Annotated in this window: 13 protein-coding genes; 11 read left to right on the plus strand and 2 right to left on the minus strand. The window is 65.6% G+C overall.

Going from position 1 to position 15,434, the window contains the following annotated elements:
- Window positions 1-56 precede the first annotated feature (56 nt).
- Window positions 57-2,405, minus strand: a complete 2,349-nt coding sequence (locus DL238_RS05735) for an LPS-assembly protein LptD (protein ID WP_115491383.1) — start codon at window positions 2,403-2,405, stop codon at window positions 57-59.
- 146 nt (window positions 2,406-2,551) lie between these two features.
- On the opposite strand from DL238_RS05735, the gene DL238_RS05740 reads away from it, so the two are divergent.
- The 7 genes from DL238_RS05740 (at window position 2,552) to DL238_RS05770 (ending at window position 7,787) form a co-directional block, all read left to right on the plus strand.
- Complete coding sequence (locus DL238_RS05740; protein ID WP_115491384.1) at window positions 2,552-4,012, plus strand: leucyl aminopeptidase; 1,461 nt, start codon at window positions 2,552-2,554, stop codon at window positions 4,010-4,012.
- Between the two features lie 21 nt (window positions 4,013-4,033).
- Window positions 4,034-4,183, plus strand: a complete 150-nt coding sequence (locus DL238_RS05745; RefSeq protein ID WP_199798054.1) for a DUF2256 domain-containing protein — start codon at window positions 4,034-4,036, stop codon at window positions 4,181-4,183.
- A complete protein-coding gene (locus DL238_RS05750; protein WP_115491386.1) occupies window positions 4,183-4,629 on the plus strand; it encodes a DNA polymerase III subunit chi in 447 nt (148 codons plus the stop codon). Before DL238_RS05745 ends, DL238_RS05750 begins: the two co-directional genes overlap by 1 nt.
- Before the next feature lie 97 nt (window positions 4,630-4,726).
- A complete protein-coding gene (ndk, locus tag DL238_RS05755) occupies window positions 4,727-5,149 on the plus strand; it encodes a nucleoside-diphosphate kinase (protein ID WP_115491387.1) in 423 nt (140 codons plus the stop codon).
- Window positions 5,150-5,538: 389 nt separating this feature from the next.
- Entirely contained in the window at window positions 5,539-5,811 is a 273-nt protein-coding gene (locus DL238_RS05760) for a PadR family transcriptional regulator (protein WP_115491388.1), read from the plus strand.
- Window positions 5,808-6,440, plus strand: coding sequence for a hypothetical protein (locus DL238_RS05765; protein ID WP_115491389.1), 633 nt, complete (start codon window positions 5,808-5,810; stop codon window positions 6,438-6,440). The genes DL238_RS05760 and DL238_RS05765 overlap by 4 nt, the downstream gene beginning before the upstream one ends.
- Window positions 6,441-6,509: 69 nt before the next feature.
- Window positions 6,510-7,787: a DUF418 domain-containing protein gene (locus DL238_RS05770; protein ID WP_115491390.1), complete on the plus strand. Its 1,278-nt coding sequence runs from the start codon at window positions 6,510-6,512 to the stop codon at window positions 7,785-7,787.
- Between the two features lie 63 nt (window positions 7,788-7,850).
- Here DL238_RS05770 and DL238_RS05775 read toward each other — a convergent pair whose 3' ends face one another.
- The gene (locus DL238_RS05775) at window positions 7,851-9,305 is read right to left on the minus strand and encodes a tetratricopeptide repeat-containing sulfotransferase family protein (RefSeq protein ID WP_181883837.1); all 1,455 of its coding nucleotides are present in this window, start codon (window positions 9,303-9,305) and stop codon (window positions 7,851-7,853) included.
- Window positions 9,306-9,622: 317 nt separating this feature from the next.
- Between DL238_RS05775 and DL238_RS05780 the strand changes: the two genes are divergently transcribed.
- The 4 genes from DL238_RS05780 (at window position 9,623) to cls (ending at window position 15,434) form a co-directional block, all read left to right on the plus strand.
- The gene (locus tag DL238_RS05780) at window positions 9,623-12,124 is read left to right on the plus strand and encodes a TonB-dependent receptor (protein WP_115492790.1); all 2,502 of its coding nucleotides are present in this window, start codon (window positions 9,623-9,625) and stop codon (window positions 12,122-12,124) included.
- Window positions 12,125-12,128: 4 nt separating this feature from the next.
- Window positions 12,129-13,391, plus strand: a complete 1,263-nt coding sequence (locus DL238_RS05785; RefSeq protein WP_115491392.1) for a Xaa-Pro dipeptidase — start codon at window positions 12,129-12,131, stop codon at window positions 13,389-13,391.
- Window positions 13,392-13,430: 39 nt separating this feature from the next.
- On the plus strand, window positions 13,431-13,829 hold the full coding sequence (locus DL238_RS05790; protein WP_115491393.1) for an ACT domain-containing protein: 399 nt from the start codon (window positions 13,431-13,433) through the stop codon (window positions 13,827-13,829).
- 150 nt (window positions 13,830-13,979) lie between these two features.
- The gene (gene cls / locus DL238_RS05795) at window positions 13,980-15,434 is read left to right on the plus strand and encodes a cardiolipin synthase (RefSeq protein WP_115491394.1); all 1,455 of its coding nucleotides are present in this window, start codon (window positions 13,980-13,982) and stop codon (window positions 15,432-15,434) included.

The raw sequence follows: 15,434 nt of genomic DNA on the forward strand, positions 1-15,434 counted from the left end.
GCCAATGGACGTGCCCCCGATGCCCTGCCGATCGACGCGCGTGACCCGCGCGCCTTCTAATTGGAGAAGCCGAGATTGAGCAGGCGGAAGGTCAGCTCGATCGTGTTGCCGCGCAGCGCATCGCCCTGGCTCACGAAATCGCGCCGCCAGGTTACGCCCAGATCGATGCAGTCGTCCTGGTAGGCGACGCCGAGCCGGGTCCGGATCGGTTCGAACCCGTCGGTCTCCAGGGTCGGGTCCTCGTCGCGATTGGTCATGTTGACCACGGCTGCGCCGAACACCGACCAGTTGTCGGCAAAGGCCACGCGGCCCGCGGCGCGCAGTTCCTCCCGGTCGCCCAGATCCTCGTTGATCTGGGGGATATTGCGGTCGAGCCTCAGGTAGCCGATTTCCGCATAGGTCTTCCGGCTGCCGATGGTCGCGTCGACCTCGGTCCGGCGCGCGGCGAGATTGTCCTTGTCCATCCGGAAGCGATAGGTGAGCGAGACGAAATCCTTGTAGCGCACGCGGGTGCGCCCGACGATGTCGGAGAACCGGTCCGACAGTCCTGTCCCGTCGGGAAAGATGATCGCCTTGTCGTCGAGCCGATAGGACTGGCCGATATTGGCGGACACGCGCCAGTCGGGCCGCGTCACTTCCCAGTCGACGCCGTAGGTGACGCGCGCGCCATCCTCGAACCGGTCTTCCCCGGGAAAGCGGTTGAGCGAGAACAGGTTCACGTCCTCGAGGTCGATCGCGCGCGAATCCTCATTGGGTATGTCGGTATTGCTGATCGGCGGAGTGCCGACCACCTGCACCCGCGGCGTGAGCACCTGGGTCCCGCCGAAAAGCGGACCTGCCAGCGGCCACGAGACATCCACTGCGGCCAGCGCGATTGCGCGGCCTTGCCAGCCATCCTCGCCGCGATAAGCGGCAAAGCGCGTCTGCGCGCTCTCCTGCGTATGATAGACATCGCCGCGGGCCAGCGCGGTGAATTCGACCACCTGACCGAGCCCCGTCACGCGCCGCAGGTTCCATTGGGCAGAGGCCAGCGCGCGCTGGGTATCCTGCCCTTCGGGACGGACGATCGAGAGGCTGTTGCCGCGCAGGGTCACCGTGCCGCCCAGCAGCGGGTCGTCGATCCGGCGGCGATAGTCGATCAGCGGCAGCGCGACGGGCACCTGGCCCTGCGGCTGGTCGAGCCGCAGCGTCTGGGTCGCGAAGCCGGCCACCACGAAATAGCTGTTAGCATCGATCCGCTCCAGCTCGCCCACGGTCCGCAGGCGATCGTCGCGGCTGATGTCGTACCGGCGCAGGAAGGTCCGGTCGCTGGCGATGCGCGCCGATCCGGTGAAGCGCCAGTGATCGCTCAGGTTGTAGCGTCCGTTGGCGGACAGGTAGCCGCGGAAATCCTGCTCGCCCTGCGACGCCAGGGTGAAGGGATCGACCCGGCGGCTGCGCGTGAGATAGCCGGTCGCCTCGAAAGCGCCGTCATTGCTGAGCTCGCGATAGGTCCCGCTCACCATCGGTGGCGCTTCGGTGAAGACATACGCGCCCAGTTCCAGATCGCGGTTCTCCGCGAGGCGCCAGTAATAGCTGCCGCTGACTTCGACCCCGTTCGAGCGCGAGATGCGCAGGCTCGGCACGAGGAAGCCCGAATTCGGCCCGCCGTCGGTCCGCAGCTCGAGCGTGGGGAGCGGGAGGATGCGCTGGCCGAACAGCGAGAAGAAGCCGTTCTCGAACCGCACGCGGCTGGTGTCGGGATCGTAGACCACCCGTTCGGCCGTGATCTTCCAGCTCGGCGTCTTGGGGCAGCCGTCTTCGGTCACGACCGCGCAGCCCGAATAGGCGCCCCGCACGAGCGAGATGCGTCCGTCCTCGGTCCGCTCGCCGCGTTCCGCCGCCAGCCGCCCGCCTTCGCGCAGGACCAGCAGCAGGTCTTCGAGCGCGCCGGTTTCGAACGCATCGGTCAGCTCGAGCTCGCTGGCGAAGAGCTGGTTTCCGTCGCCATCGACATAGCGCACATTGCCGCTGGCATTGATCGTGCCTGCGGGCCGGTTCCAGCGGACTTCGTCGGCGCGCACCGACCGGTCGCCTTCGCGCAGCACCACCGTGCCGCGCGCAATCACCGTGTCGCCGGTCGAATCATATTCGAGCGTGTCCGCTTCGAAGCCGATGTCCCGCTGGCCGCCCGGCGGGGGCGGGCTGTCGCCGTCGATATAGTCGTTGACCGCCTCTTCGACCGGACCCGCTTCCTCGTCGTCGGCCTGCTGTTGCGCAGTGTCTGGCGCAGGGTCTGGTGCAGTGTCTTGCGCGCGGGCCGGAGCCACGATGGCGAGCGTGGCGAGGGCCGTCAGCGCCACGCCTTCGAGCAGCGATCCGCGATTCGCGATCGGAAACAGGGCGGAACGGTTCGTGGGGCGCATCGCTTGCCTATTGCACTCACCCTGCCTAATCGCAATCGCACTTACCGGGGGGCGCGACAGCGACGCGCTTTGTGGCCGCCAGGCCACGGGTCCGTCAGCCGGCCATCCGGTCGATCACTCGAATTTTTCCGAAGGACTCCCTCTTCATGCACATCACCTTCGCCGACACCCTTCCCACCGACGCCGCCCTGATCGCCTCGATCGCGAACAAGGATTCGCTGCCCGACGGGATTGCCCCCGTGCTGGCCGAAGGGGCCAGGCGCGCTCGCTTCAAGGGTTCGCCCGGGCAGGTGGTCGACGGCTTCGTCGAGCATGAGGGCAAGGTGGTGCGCGTCGCGCTGGCAGGCGCGGGCGATCCGGGCGCGAAGGATCGTCGCGCGAACCTGGAAAAGGCGGGCGGCGCACTCGCTGCGAAGTTCCTCACTTCGGGCGAAGAGAGCCTCGCGCTCGATCTCACGAACTCCAGTCTCTCGGCAGACGATGCCGCCGCCGTGCTGCTCGGCCTGCGGCTGCGCGCATGGCGGTGGGACGAATATCGCACCACGCAGAAGGATGCGGAGAAGGTCTCGCTCAAGGGCGTGGTCGTGGTCGGCGCGCCCGAGGGAATCGATGCGGCATGGGCGCGCGAGGGTGCGCTGGCAGAGGGCGTCGAGTTCACCAAGGAACTGGTCACGCTGCCGGCCAATGTCCTTTATCCCGAAAGCTTCGTCGAACGCTGCCGCAAGGCGCTCGAAGGAACGGGAATCGAGATCACCGTGCTGGACGATGCCGAGATGGAAAAGCTCGGGATGGGCGCGCTGCTCGGCGTGGGGCAGGGGTCCGAGCGGCCTTCGCGTATCCTCGCGATGAAGTGGAACGGTGGCGAGGCGAATGCCAAGCCGACGCTGCTGGTCGGCAAGGGCGTCACCTTCGACAGCGGCGGCATCTCGATCAAGCCGGGCGCGGGCATGGAAGACATGAAGTGGGACATGGGCGGCGCGGGCGCGGTCGCCGGAACGATGGTCGCGCTCGCCAAGCGCAAGGCCAAGGCGAACGTGATCGGTGTGTGCGGCCTCGTCGAGAACATGCCCGACGGCAAGGCGCAGCGTCCCGGCGATGTCGTCACCACCATGAGCGGGCAGACGGTCGAAGTGATCAACACCGACGCCGAAGGCCGGCTGGTCCTGTGCGATGCGCTCCACTGGGCGCAGGAAGAATACAAGCCCGCAGCCGTGGTCGATCTCGCGACGCTGACCGGCGCGATGCTGATCGCCTTGGGTCACGAGCAGGCGGGTCTGTTCTCGAACGACGATACGCTGGCGGGCAACCTTTCCACCGCCGGCCAGACCAGCGGCGACAAGGTGTGGCGCATGCCGATCGGCCCGGCCTACGACAAGCTGATCGACAGCCCGATCGCGGACATGAAGAACGTCGGTCCGCGCGAGGCGGGATCGATCACCGCGGCGCAGTTCCTCAAGCGGTTCATCAAGGACGGCACGCCGTGGGCGCACCTCGACATCGCCGGGATGGCCTGGTCGAACAAGCCGGGCGCGACCTGGGGCAAGGGTGCGACCGGATACGGCGTGCGCCTGCTCGACCAATATGTGCGCGACGTGCTCGAAGGCTAGGCGAGAGCCCGCGTGCCCAAGATGCGCAAGAAGGGCGACCTGCCGAGCAAGACCTGCGCAGGCTGCGGGTTGCCCTTCACCTGGCGCAGGAAATGGGAACGCGACTGGGACGCAGTGAGGTATTGTTCGGAGCGGTGCCGCCGGTCGGCGAAATCGGCTAGCGTCAGCTGATGAAGGTCGATTTCTGGCTCCTGTCCCGCGACCCGGCGGAGCGCGTGGTGGCAATGATTGCCGAGCGTGTGCTGGCCGATGGCGGCCGCGCGCTGGTCGTCAGCGGCGAGCCTGCGCAGCGCGAGGCCATCGGGCAGGCTCTGTGGGACGCGAAGCCCGAAGCCTTCCTCGCCAATGGCGAGGCGGGCGGGGAGCATGATGCGCGCCAGCCGATTCTTATCGCCGACCGCAGCAAGCCGGCGAACGGCGCCGCCGCCTGCATCCTCGCCGACGGGCAGTGGCGGCCCGAGACGCTGGAGGGCGCGGTGTTCGAGCGCGTGTTCCTGCTGTTCGACGATGCGGGCCGCGATGCCGCGCGCGCCGCGTGGCGCGAGGTCTCGGCCGACGAAGGCCTCGAACGCAGCTTCTACGAACAGCGCGACGGACGCTGGGTAAAGGTCGCCTGAGCGCCGCGTTCCCGCCACAGGCTTGCCGTAGGCGTGGAAGCTGCTAGGGGCGCGCGCGATAGTTTTATCTCCCCCTGAAAATCCGAAGGACAAGACCATGGCGGCCACCCGCACCTTTTCGATCATCAAGCCCGACGCCACACGCCGCAACCTGACCGGCGCGGTCACCAAGATGCTGGAAGAAGCCGGCCTGCGCGTCGTCGCTTCGAAGCGCATCCGGATGACCGAGGACCAGGCGAAGAAGTTCTACGAAGTCCACGCCGAACGTCCGTTCTACGGCGAACTGGTCGACTTCATGACCAGCGGCCCCGTGGTCGTTCAGGTCCTCGAAGGCGAAGACGCCGTGAAGCGCAACCGCGACGTGATGGGCGCGACCAACCCCGCCGACGCCGAAGAAGGCACGATCCGCAAGGCCTATGCCGAATCGATCGAAGCGAACTCCGTGCACGGTTCGGACAGCGACGAGAACGCGGCCAAGGAAATCGCGTTCTTCTTCAGCGACGACGAAATCGTCGGCTGATCTTCGGTCCGACCGATCCCAAAAAAGAAGGGCTCCGGAGCGATCCGGAGCCCTTCTTGCATGGTCACTGGCGGCTTCGGTGACCCGGTGAGCGCGCAAGGCCTGCTTGCTTTGTAGGTACCGGGCTTGCCGCGCTGACATTCAGGGGTCGTCTCAAGCGCGGCCTGAACTTGATCCTTCCCGCCCCGGCAGCGCAAAATGGGGGTGCCGCTCACCTTCCTGCGGACTGGACGACAGCGGGCAGCAAATCGCCCGGTCATTCGATCACCAACGTCCCCCGGATGCGCGATGCCAGCATATTCGACGGACCCGCAAAAAGTGGATTGCGCCAATAAGTCTACATATATAAGATTTGTCCGATGGTTCGGTCCCGACGCCCCTCTCCGCAGATGCTCGCTGTGCTTGCCGCGCTGTACGATCGGGCGCCTGAACGCATTCATGGGTACGATCTCATGAAACAGACCGGGCTGAAGTCGGGATCGCTCTACCCGCTCCTGATGCGCATGAGCGACCGGGGTCTGGTCTCTTCGGAATGGTGCGAGCCCAGTGCGCCGGGGCGGCCGCCGCGACATGCCTATCGGTTGACGGCGACCGGCCTGGCGCTGGCCCGCGAGGCGAAGGGCGATCCCGGTTCCTTCGGCCTTTCGGACGCAAAGGCATGAGCATCCTGGTCGCCCGGCCTGTCATGAAGCTCGCTCTGGCGGGGATGGGCTCGCATCGATGCGAATGGGCCGCGGCGATGCGCGCCGAGTTCGACATGGCGGAAGAGGCTGGCGAGGGACTGTCCTTCGCGCTCGGCTGCCTCGCCACTGCGTGGCGGGAACTGCCATGGCATCCCGAGGGCCGCCTTGCGCTGTCGCGCTACATCTGCGCGATCGGGCTTATCCTGCCCACGGCGGCCCTACTGTTGGCCGGCTGGTGGTGCGGCTACCCCTGGGTCGAGCCGCCCTATGCCGACGGCATTGCGCGCGTCGCCAGCATGCCCAGAGGTCTGGCGACGACGCTCTACGCAGGCAATGCCTTCGCCCTCCCGGGGCTGACGGCCTTGCTCTTGCTGCGGATTGCAGGCCTGATTCTGGTCGCCTGGTTCGTGGTCGATGCCGATTGGGACCGGGCTGGTGCGATCCAGCGCGCAGGCGCGGCAGCCACGATCACGCTCACGCTTTTTTCCGCCGTCGCATTGCCTGATCTTACCTGCGTTGTCCTGCCGTTGCTCGCGGTCGGCGTCGAGCTCGTGTCGATCCCCTTGCTGCAACGCTGGCACGAAGGCGGCGACATCGCAGAGGCATAATCCGGTTCAATTCAATCCCGCTCGGTGGCCCCAGGGCACGTTGACCAGCATACAGAAAAGGACGTCACGATGATCGACGACCAGACCGAGCCGCGCGTCGGACCCGTCCCGGCGACGGGACAGCAGCGGTTGGCAAGCCTCGATTTCATCCGCGGCATCGCGATTTTGGGCATTCTTGCTGCCAATATCATCGCCTTTGGCCAGCCCTCGTCCGCCTATATATGGCCCGGCGGTTTCCTGACCGAACACGGGCCGGTGTCCGATTGGCTCTGGGTCGCCCAGTTCACGCTGATCGACGGCAAGATGCGCGGCCTGTTCACGCTGCTGTTCGGCGCAGGCATGATTCTGTTTCTCGACCGGGCCCGTGCGCGGGGCAGCGGCCGCTGGCTGCAGGCGCGGCGGCTCGTCTGGCTGTTCGCCTTCGGCTGTGTCCATTACCTGTTTATCTCGAAGACCGACATTCTCGCGACGTTCGCGACCTGCGGCCTCATCGCCCTGCTGTTCGTGAAATGGAAACCGAAGACGCAGCTTTGGGTCGGGATCGTTGTCTACCTGCTCAGTGCGGTGAAGGATATCGTCGTCTGGGGGAGGATGTATGCGATCGCGGCCGGAGACATGGCCGCGCCTTCGGGCGGTATGGCGGACATGGCCGTAGAAATGCGCGATGCCGGGGCAGCCGATGACCGGATCGAAACCGCGCTGATCCAGTCGGGCAACTACGGTGGCCTGGTCGCGCATAACATCGCCGAGCATTGGTCGCAGCCGCTGCTGTCGTGGTTCCAGAACGGGCTGGAGACGATCCCGCTGCTTCTGATCGGCATGGCGCTCTACCGCCTCGGCCTGTTCGACGGGCGGCTCGATCCGCGCCGCCAGACGCTCTGGGGGTGGATCGGCCTGCTCGCCGGCCTTGCCGGGGCGCTCGCGATCGCGCTGTGGAACCATGCCGGGGGCATCAGCTACATGGGCGCGCTCTGGTCGTTCGACGGGCTTGCGAGGGTCCCGAACCTGCTCGCTATCGTGGGACTGGCGGCGCTGCTGGCGCTGTGTGGGCCGCGCGCGACGGGCTGGCTGGGATCGCGGGTCTCGGCGGCGGGGCGGATGGCCTTCACAAACTATCTGGGCACCTCGATCCTTATGCTGTTCGTCTTCCACGGCTGGGCGCTCGGCCTGTTCGGCGACCTGACCCGCCCGGCCCTGTATGGCGTGGTGCTGCTAACTTGGGCGATCATGCTGGCGTGGTCGCCCGCATGGCTCGCACGCTACCGGTTCGGTCCGCTCGAATGGCTGTGGCGCTGCCTCACCTATGCGCGCTTCTTTCCAATTCGGCGCGAGGCGGCACCCGGCTAACGGTTCTGCAGTTGCCGGGGCCCCTCGGTTCGCGTCCGTCGTCGGCCCAGCTCGCGCGGGCAGTCATCCACTCGAAGGCGCGATCCCGAATTGGGCGAGCTCCTCGACCGCACGATCGGCAGCCGCGCCGTATCGCTTCCAGCGATCGATAGATCCCGAATGGACAGGGGCGCGGACCTGGACGGCACTGGCGGTCGCCACCGCCTGACGATTGCTCTGCGGAGAGAGGCAGGCGTCATCCCATTCGAGGCCACAGAACGCAATCAGCTTTCGCGTCTGTGCCTCCTGATCGATCACCAGATCTTCGTACCGCTGCACCATGAAGCGATCCGCAGGCAGCGTGGCGGCGAAGCGATCGCACAGGCTTTCGAACCGGGCGACGAAATGCGCGGTGTCTACGAAGTCGTAGGCGTAGGAATAATAGCTGAAGCCGGTTGCGAACAGCTGACGGAAATTGGCGAACAGAACATCGAAGGGAGAGCGCCGGAGGCAGACAATCCGTGCCTCGGGCAACGCACGTAGGATCGCCGGTGCGTAGAAGATGTTGAACGGCATCTTGTCGGTGAAGACTGCCGCGTCTCCTGCCAAGCCTGCAACGATCCTGAGATATTCGCGACCGACAGGGGCCAGATCGTCCGTGTCGCTCGCGGCTTTCAGCAGGGCCTCGTCAAGTACATGACGCCCGGGGGTGTCGAGGTGGCGCTTGAGCGCGATTCCGAATTCGGACAGCTCGCCCAGCGACCTCACCTGCGGATGCGCAGCGACGATCCGTTCGATCAGCGTCGTGCCGCTTCGCGGAAGGCCGACGATGAAGATGGGGCGGGCGACCGGTCGTTTGGCGATCGCGGGGAAAGCGCCTTCAGCTCCGGCAGCTGCGGCGCTGAACAGGCCTTCCGCTTCAGCGCGATCATGTGCCACCTCGCGCGCCTTGCGGTCCTTCGCACGCTCCAGCCATTCGAAGCTTGTCTCCCACTCGACGTGCGCTTCATGCCAGCGGGCGAGTGCGTGGCCGCAGACGAGCCGCATCTCGGTCTCGTCGCTGCGGGCGAAGAGCGCCGCCAGCGCCTCGCGCCATGCGACCGGCGGATCGTCGCTCAGCCCGACCAGCGCGAGCCAGCCCTGGGCATGGTCGGGCGCCAACTCCACCAGCGCTTCGAACTCGGCCCGTGCGGCGTCGAGGTCGCCGTTGAACTGGAGTTCGATGGCATGATTGTAACGATAGCCGGGATTGCGGGGTTCGCCCTCAACCGCCTGACCCGAGAACCGGACGGCTTCCGCATGAAGTCCGGTGCGCGCCAGCACGACGCCGATCTGTGCCGCCAGGTGCGGATCGCGCGTCCCGGCCACCGCTGCACGCGTGATCGCTTCCCGCGCCGTGGCCCCATCCTGACGGGAAAGCGCCAGGCGCGCGTCGATCAGGTCGAGCCATGCCTCGCGATGGCCGCTCGCGCGGATCAGGCGGGCGAGCTGGTCGGCTCCCGCAAAATTCTCGTGCTCGAGCGCGATCTGCGCGAGCACCAGCACCGCGGCAGGATTGCCCGGGTGTGTCTGCAGGTGTTGCTGCGCCGCAACATGCGCTGCGCGGAAACGCCCGACGAGAACATCCTCCCGGGCCTGCAGAAGCGACCGTTTTGCTGGCGAAATACTACTTTCTCCCATGGGTTGAATGAAGCTGGATTGACATGTCGCAGCGCACAAACGTAGTTTTTTCTTACAAACGTATCACCCAAGATTGGTGCATTTGCACGCTCAGGGAGGCTCGTCGAATGCAAAGTTTCAACAGCAAAAAATACACCATGCGTTCGATGCTGCTTTGCAGCACTGTCATTGCAGCAATGTCCGCCGCGCCGGCATGGGCGCAGACCGCCGGTACCAGCGACCTCCCTCCCGAGGAGACCGGAGCCGAGCCTGACGGGGATGGCAATGCCGCACCCGCGGTTCCGACCAACACCATCATCGTCACGGCCACCAGGCGGGCGGAGAGCGTGCAGGACATCCCGCTCAACATCACCGCCGTCGGCGGCGAGCAGATCGAGGAGCAGGGCCTGACCGAATTGTCGGACCTGCTGCCCTTCGTTCCGGGCATCAACATCGTCGATCGCGGCGGACGCCAGGGCAACCCGATCATCGTGCGCGGCCTCAACCTCGACGGGATCGGTTCGGGCGACGGCAACAACGACGGCGGCGGTACGGTTGCGACCTATATCGGCGAAATCCCGCTGTTCGTGGACCTCAAGCTCAACGACCTCGAGCGGGTCGAAGTGCTGCTTGGCCCGCAAGGCACGCTGTATGGCGCGGGCACGCTGGGCGGTGCGATCCGGTATATTCCGGTGAAGCCGCAATTCGGTGAGTTCACCAGTGAAGCGCGGACCGAGCTGTCGAAATATTCCGAAGCGGAGAGCGCCAGCTATCAGTTGGGCGCGACGATGAATCTGGGCCTCAGCGACACTTTCGCGATCCGCGGTTCGCTCGACTACGAGGATGACTCCGGCTTCATCGATTACGTCAACGTGGTCGACACGATCGGCGTCACCAATCCCGATACGCCAGCCGGCCTGAACCGCATCGAGGATGCGGACGGCGAGGAGACCCTGTCCGGGCGGATCGCGGCACGTTACCAGCCGTCGCCGCAGTTCGAGGTCACGGCGACGTACTATTACCAGAAGGCCGAGATCGAAGGGCGTCGCGTTTCGCACTACCGCAGCGACGTGCCGGGCCTGCTCGACGGCACGGCCAGCGTCGGCCGGTACGAGAATGCGTTCCGCGTGCGGGAGCCCAATACAATCGAGAACGATCTGATCGCGCTGGAAGCGACGGTCGACCTGGGTTTCGCGGAGCTGACATCGTCCACCGGCTGGAGCAGCTTTTCCGACGACGGGCAGCGCGACCAGACGACGCTGCTGATCACGCTCGAATACAGCTACGAACTCTTCCCGAGCTTTACCGCCTTCACGCGCGAAGTCGGGGAATCCGACCGTTTCAACCAGGAAGTGCGGCTCGTTTCCGCCCATGGGGGCCCGCTCTCGTGGATCATCGGCGGATTCTACAATCGGCTGGATTCGGTCGGCTCGTCTTCCGAATTCGTGCCGAACTACGTGCCTTACGTGAATGCGCCGCCGCTCGAGTTCGGCCTGACCGACCGGCCCGATGCGCTCGAATATTTCTCGACAGGCCGCAACCGGCTGGAGGAATTCGCGGTCTATGGCGAGGCAAGCTACGAACTGTTCGACGGCTTTACCGTGACGCTTGGCGGGCGGTATTACAGCTACGACCTTGCGGCGGTCTCCACCGTCGACTTCCCCTTGTTCGAGCCGCTTTCGTACACGCCGCTGTCTTTGGACGAGATCGCTCGACTGCCTTTCGATCCCGCGCTCGCCCAGTCCGACGACGGGGCCCTGTTCAAGGCGAATGTCGCTTGGGAAATGTCCGACGATATCCTGCTCTACGGCACGATCAGCGAAGGCTACCGGATCGGCGGGGTCAACGGGGTCGGTCCTTGTCCGCCCTACGATCCCGACGCCACCCAGGGTGCCTGCGCGCTGGCACCGGGTCAGGAGTTCGACGCGGGCAACGGGCAAGTCGGCGTTTCCGACCGGGACGAACGCCAGTTCAGCCCCGACCAGACCCGCAACTACGAAATCGGCGTGAAGTCGACGCTCGCCGACGGGACGCTGATCTTCAATGCCGCCGCCTACTATATCGACTGGATGGATCCCCAGCTGGGATCGGCGACCGTCAACGCGAACATTCCCATCACGGTCAATGGGGAAGGCGCCGAGTCCAAGGGTGTCGAGCTGAGCGCGGACTGGCGACCGACCGATCGCATCAACCTGCGCGCGAACTTCACCTATATCGACAGCAAGCTGACGGCTCCGGTGCCCGATCTGATCCGGACGATCTCGCCCCCGGGCTTCGGCAGCGCGTTCGAGGACGGTGCCGATGGCGATCGTCTGGCGGGTTCGCCCGAGACGCAGTTCTCCATCTTCGGGGCCTATGCGCTGCCGCTGGCAAATGGCGACAACCTGCGTTTCAATGCCAGCTACTCGTGGCAGGGCGACGTCGAAACCCGCACTGCGGGGCGAGGTAACGGCCTGATGCTCGACAGCTTCGGCGTAGCGAACGCGGCGATCAGCTACGAGGCGGATAGCTTCATCGCCACGCTGTTCGCCGACAACCTGTTCGATACCTTCGCGGAAACCGGTGCGATCGGCACCGCGCTGTCGAACCAGGACGTTTTCGATTTCAACGGCGATCCGGTCTATGTACGCGGGTTCTCCACGCATATCCTGCCGCCACGCCAGATCGGCGTGCGCCTCAAGTTCCTGTTCGGAGAGTGACCGGATGAAGTCGTTTCTGTTGGCTGCGGCGGGGCTTGCGCTCGCTCTGGTATCCCCTGCCGCCGCCGAACCGGTCTATGTCAGCGCGCAGCGTGCGCTCGACGTCGAAACCGGTCGCTACATCGCCGATCCGGTCATCGCGATCGAGGACGGACGGATCGTCTCGGTCGAGGCGGGTGGGACGATCCCTGCCGGTGCCGAGCGGATCGATCTGCCCGGCATGACGGTGCTGCCCGGCCTGATCGACATGCACGTCCACCTCGATGGCAGGCCCGAATATGGCGGCTATTCGAACCTGCAGTTCTCCGACCGGTTCTGGACGGTGATCGCGGTGGAGAACGCCCGGCGGATGCTGAATGCGGGCTTCACCACGGTCCGCAATCTGGGCGCGGATGATTACAACGTCGTCGGGCTGGACCAGGCGATCGAGCAGGGCTGGGTCGAAGGCCCGCGGATCGTCGGCGCCGCGCATGCGCTGGGCGCGACCGGTGGGCATTGCGACAGCACCTTCCTGCCGCCGAGCTATGCCGATCGCAGCCCCGGCGCGGCGGACGGCGTGGACGCGCTGCGCGCCGCGGTGCGCGAACAGCGCAAATACGGCGCCGAGGTGATCAAGGCCTGCGCCACGGGCGGCGTATTCTCGCGCAACACGCTGCCCGGCCAGCAGCAGCTGCGCGAGGAGGAACTGCGCGCGATTGCCGAGGAAGCCCATTTCTGGGGCCTGCGCGCGGCTGCGCATGCCCATGGTGCCGAAGGGATCAAGGCCGCGATCCGTGCGGGGTTCGACACGATCGAGCATGCCAGTTTCATCGACGATGAAGGCATCGAACTCGCGCTGCAACGCGGCGCGGCGCTCTCGATGGATATCTTCAACACCGAATATACGCTCTCCCAAGGGGAGGCGAACGGTGTGCTCGAGGAAAACCTGGCGAAGGAACGGATGGTCAGCGCCGCCCAGCGCGACGGCTTCCGCCGGGCCAATGCCGCCGGAGTGAAGATGGTTTTCGGCTCCGACGCGGGTGTCATGCCGCACGAGGATGGCGGCGGGCAATTTGCCGTCATGGTCCGTTTCGGAATGACGCCGCTTCAGGCGATCCAGGCAGCGACGGTGAATGCCGCCGAGGCTCTCGGTCAAGCAGGCGACGTGGGGGCGATTGTGCCCGGCGCATGGGGCGACCTGATCGCGGTCGATGGGGATCCGCTGGCGGATGTCGGCGAGCTGGCCGATGTCGATGCGGTGATCAAGGGCGGTGTGCGCGTCAAATAGACGATTGGCGCAGCTGCATGACTGGCCTAGCCAGAGGTGATGACCGTCAGCGAAACCGGAGCCATGATCGCGGCGATGGATCCCGACCTCGATCCGTTGTTCTATGCATTCCGCACCGGAGACGAGATCCCCGCCGACGCGCAGCTCTTCGCTTCGATCGAGGAGGAGGAGGAAGGGACAACCCGTATCCTCGGCTTCGCGAAAGGTGAGTTTGCCGGTCATGCGCATGAGGCATACCGCCGGATCGTCCTGCGGGTGAATTCCTCGCTCGACGGGGTCGGATTGACCGCCGCCGTCTCGACCGCGCTGGCGCGCGAAGCGATCCCCTGCAACATCGTGGCGGCCTTTCACCACGACCACGTTTTCGTCCCTGCGACGCGCGCGAACGATGCCATGCAAATCCTCGCGGAGCTGCAACGAAGCCACCGTGACGGCTAGCCAGTCGGGGGAGAGAGAACTCCCGCGGAAGGGATAAAGGGGTGCAGGGTCGAGCGGCACCGTGCTAGGCCCGTGGGGCAAGCCGGGAGCGCGTCGGGTCAGCAACGCAATGTTCGATTTTCCACCTAATCCAGCCGCGAGCGGGGGCCGATGATCGATCTCGGCTTGGCGATCGACGGCACCTTCGCCTGGCTGTGGTCCAACAGCCTGGCGATCATCGGCTGGATCATCGCCGTGATAGCTTTCGTGGTCGTGCCCTTCCGCCGCCCGCCGGCCGAAGCGCGCAACTGGCTGCTGATCTTCTTCGCGCTGCCGTGGGTCGCCCTGTTGATCTACTGGCTGATCGGCCGCCCGCGATATGCCAAGCTTAGACGCAAAAGGGTCAGGGACCTGCCGGGGATCCTCGATCGTATCGTCCGGTGCGCCGGGCTCGACGATGCAGAGAAGTCGCCCGTCCTTTGCGAAGACAACCTCTCGCTGGCCAACCTCGCGCGTGGCCTCGGCCAGTTCCCGGCAATCGATGGCAACCGGATCGACACGCTCGGCGACTATTACGGCACGATCGACCGGATCATCGCCGAGATCGACAGCGCCCGGCACCATGTGAATGTCGAATTCTATATCCTGAAGAACGACCGCGTCGGAGAGCGTCTGCTCACCGCGCTCGAACGGGCAAGTGCGCGCGGCGTGACATGCCGTCTGCTGATCGATGCGCTCGGCTCCTACGGCTCGGTCGCGTCGATCAAGCGGCGGCTGGAATCTGCCGGCGTCGAGGTGCAAGACATCCTGCCGCTGCGCCGGCGCCTGTCGAGTTCGCGCGTGGACCTGCGCAACCACCGCAAGATCGTGGTGGTGGATGGGCAGATCGGCTACACCGGCTCGCAGAATATGTGGGCGCCCGAGGACCATGGGCGGCGGGCGAACCGCGAGCTCGCCGTTCGCGTCACAGGGCCGCTTGTCGCGCAGCTGCAGGCGATCTTCGTGTGCGACTGGTATCTCGAAACGCTCGAGGAACTGGTCGAGGACGACATGTTCCCCGCACGCGCCCGGGACGAGGGCGTGGCAGCGCAGATGATAGCAACGGGGCCCGACAATCCGGCGGGCGGCCTCGACCTGATAGTCACGCAGGCGATGCACAACGCCAGCGAAGAGATCGTGATCGTCACGCCCTATTTCGTGCCCAACGACTCGCTGCTGACCGCCATTCGCGGGGCGGTCTTGCGTGGGGTGCGGGTCAGCCTGATCACGGCAGCGAAAAGCGATCATTTCCTCGCCGGGCTGGCGCAGCGCAGCTATTACGAGGAGCTGCTGGCGATGGGCGCGCAGATCCACCTCTTCGGCCCCGAATTCCTGCACGCCAAGCATTTCCGGGTGGATCACGAAGTATCGATCCTCGGTTCGAGCAACATGGACGTGCGCTCGTTCGAACTGAATGCCGAGATCGACCTTTTGTGCTATGACAGCGTGTTCGCGGAAGCCCTGCAGAAGGTGGAGAATGGCTATCTCGAACAATCGCGGTCCCTGTCCTTCGCCGAGTGGAAGGGGCGTGCGTTGAGGCACAAGGTGCTGGAGAACACCGCGCGAATGATGAGCGAGCTGATCTGA

This window comes from Alteriqipengyuania lutimaris, from assembly GCF_003363135.1.
Lineage (GTDB): Bacteria > Pseudomonadota > Alphaproteobacteria > Sphingomonadales > Sphingomonadaceae > Alteriqipengyuania > Alteriqipengyuania lutimaris.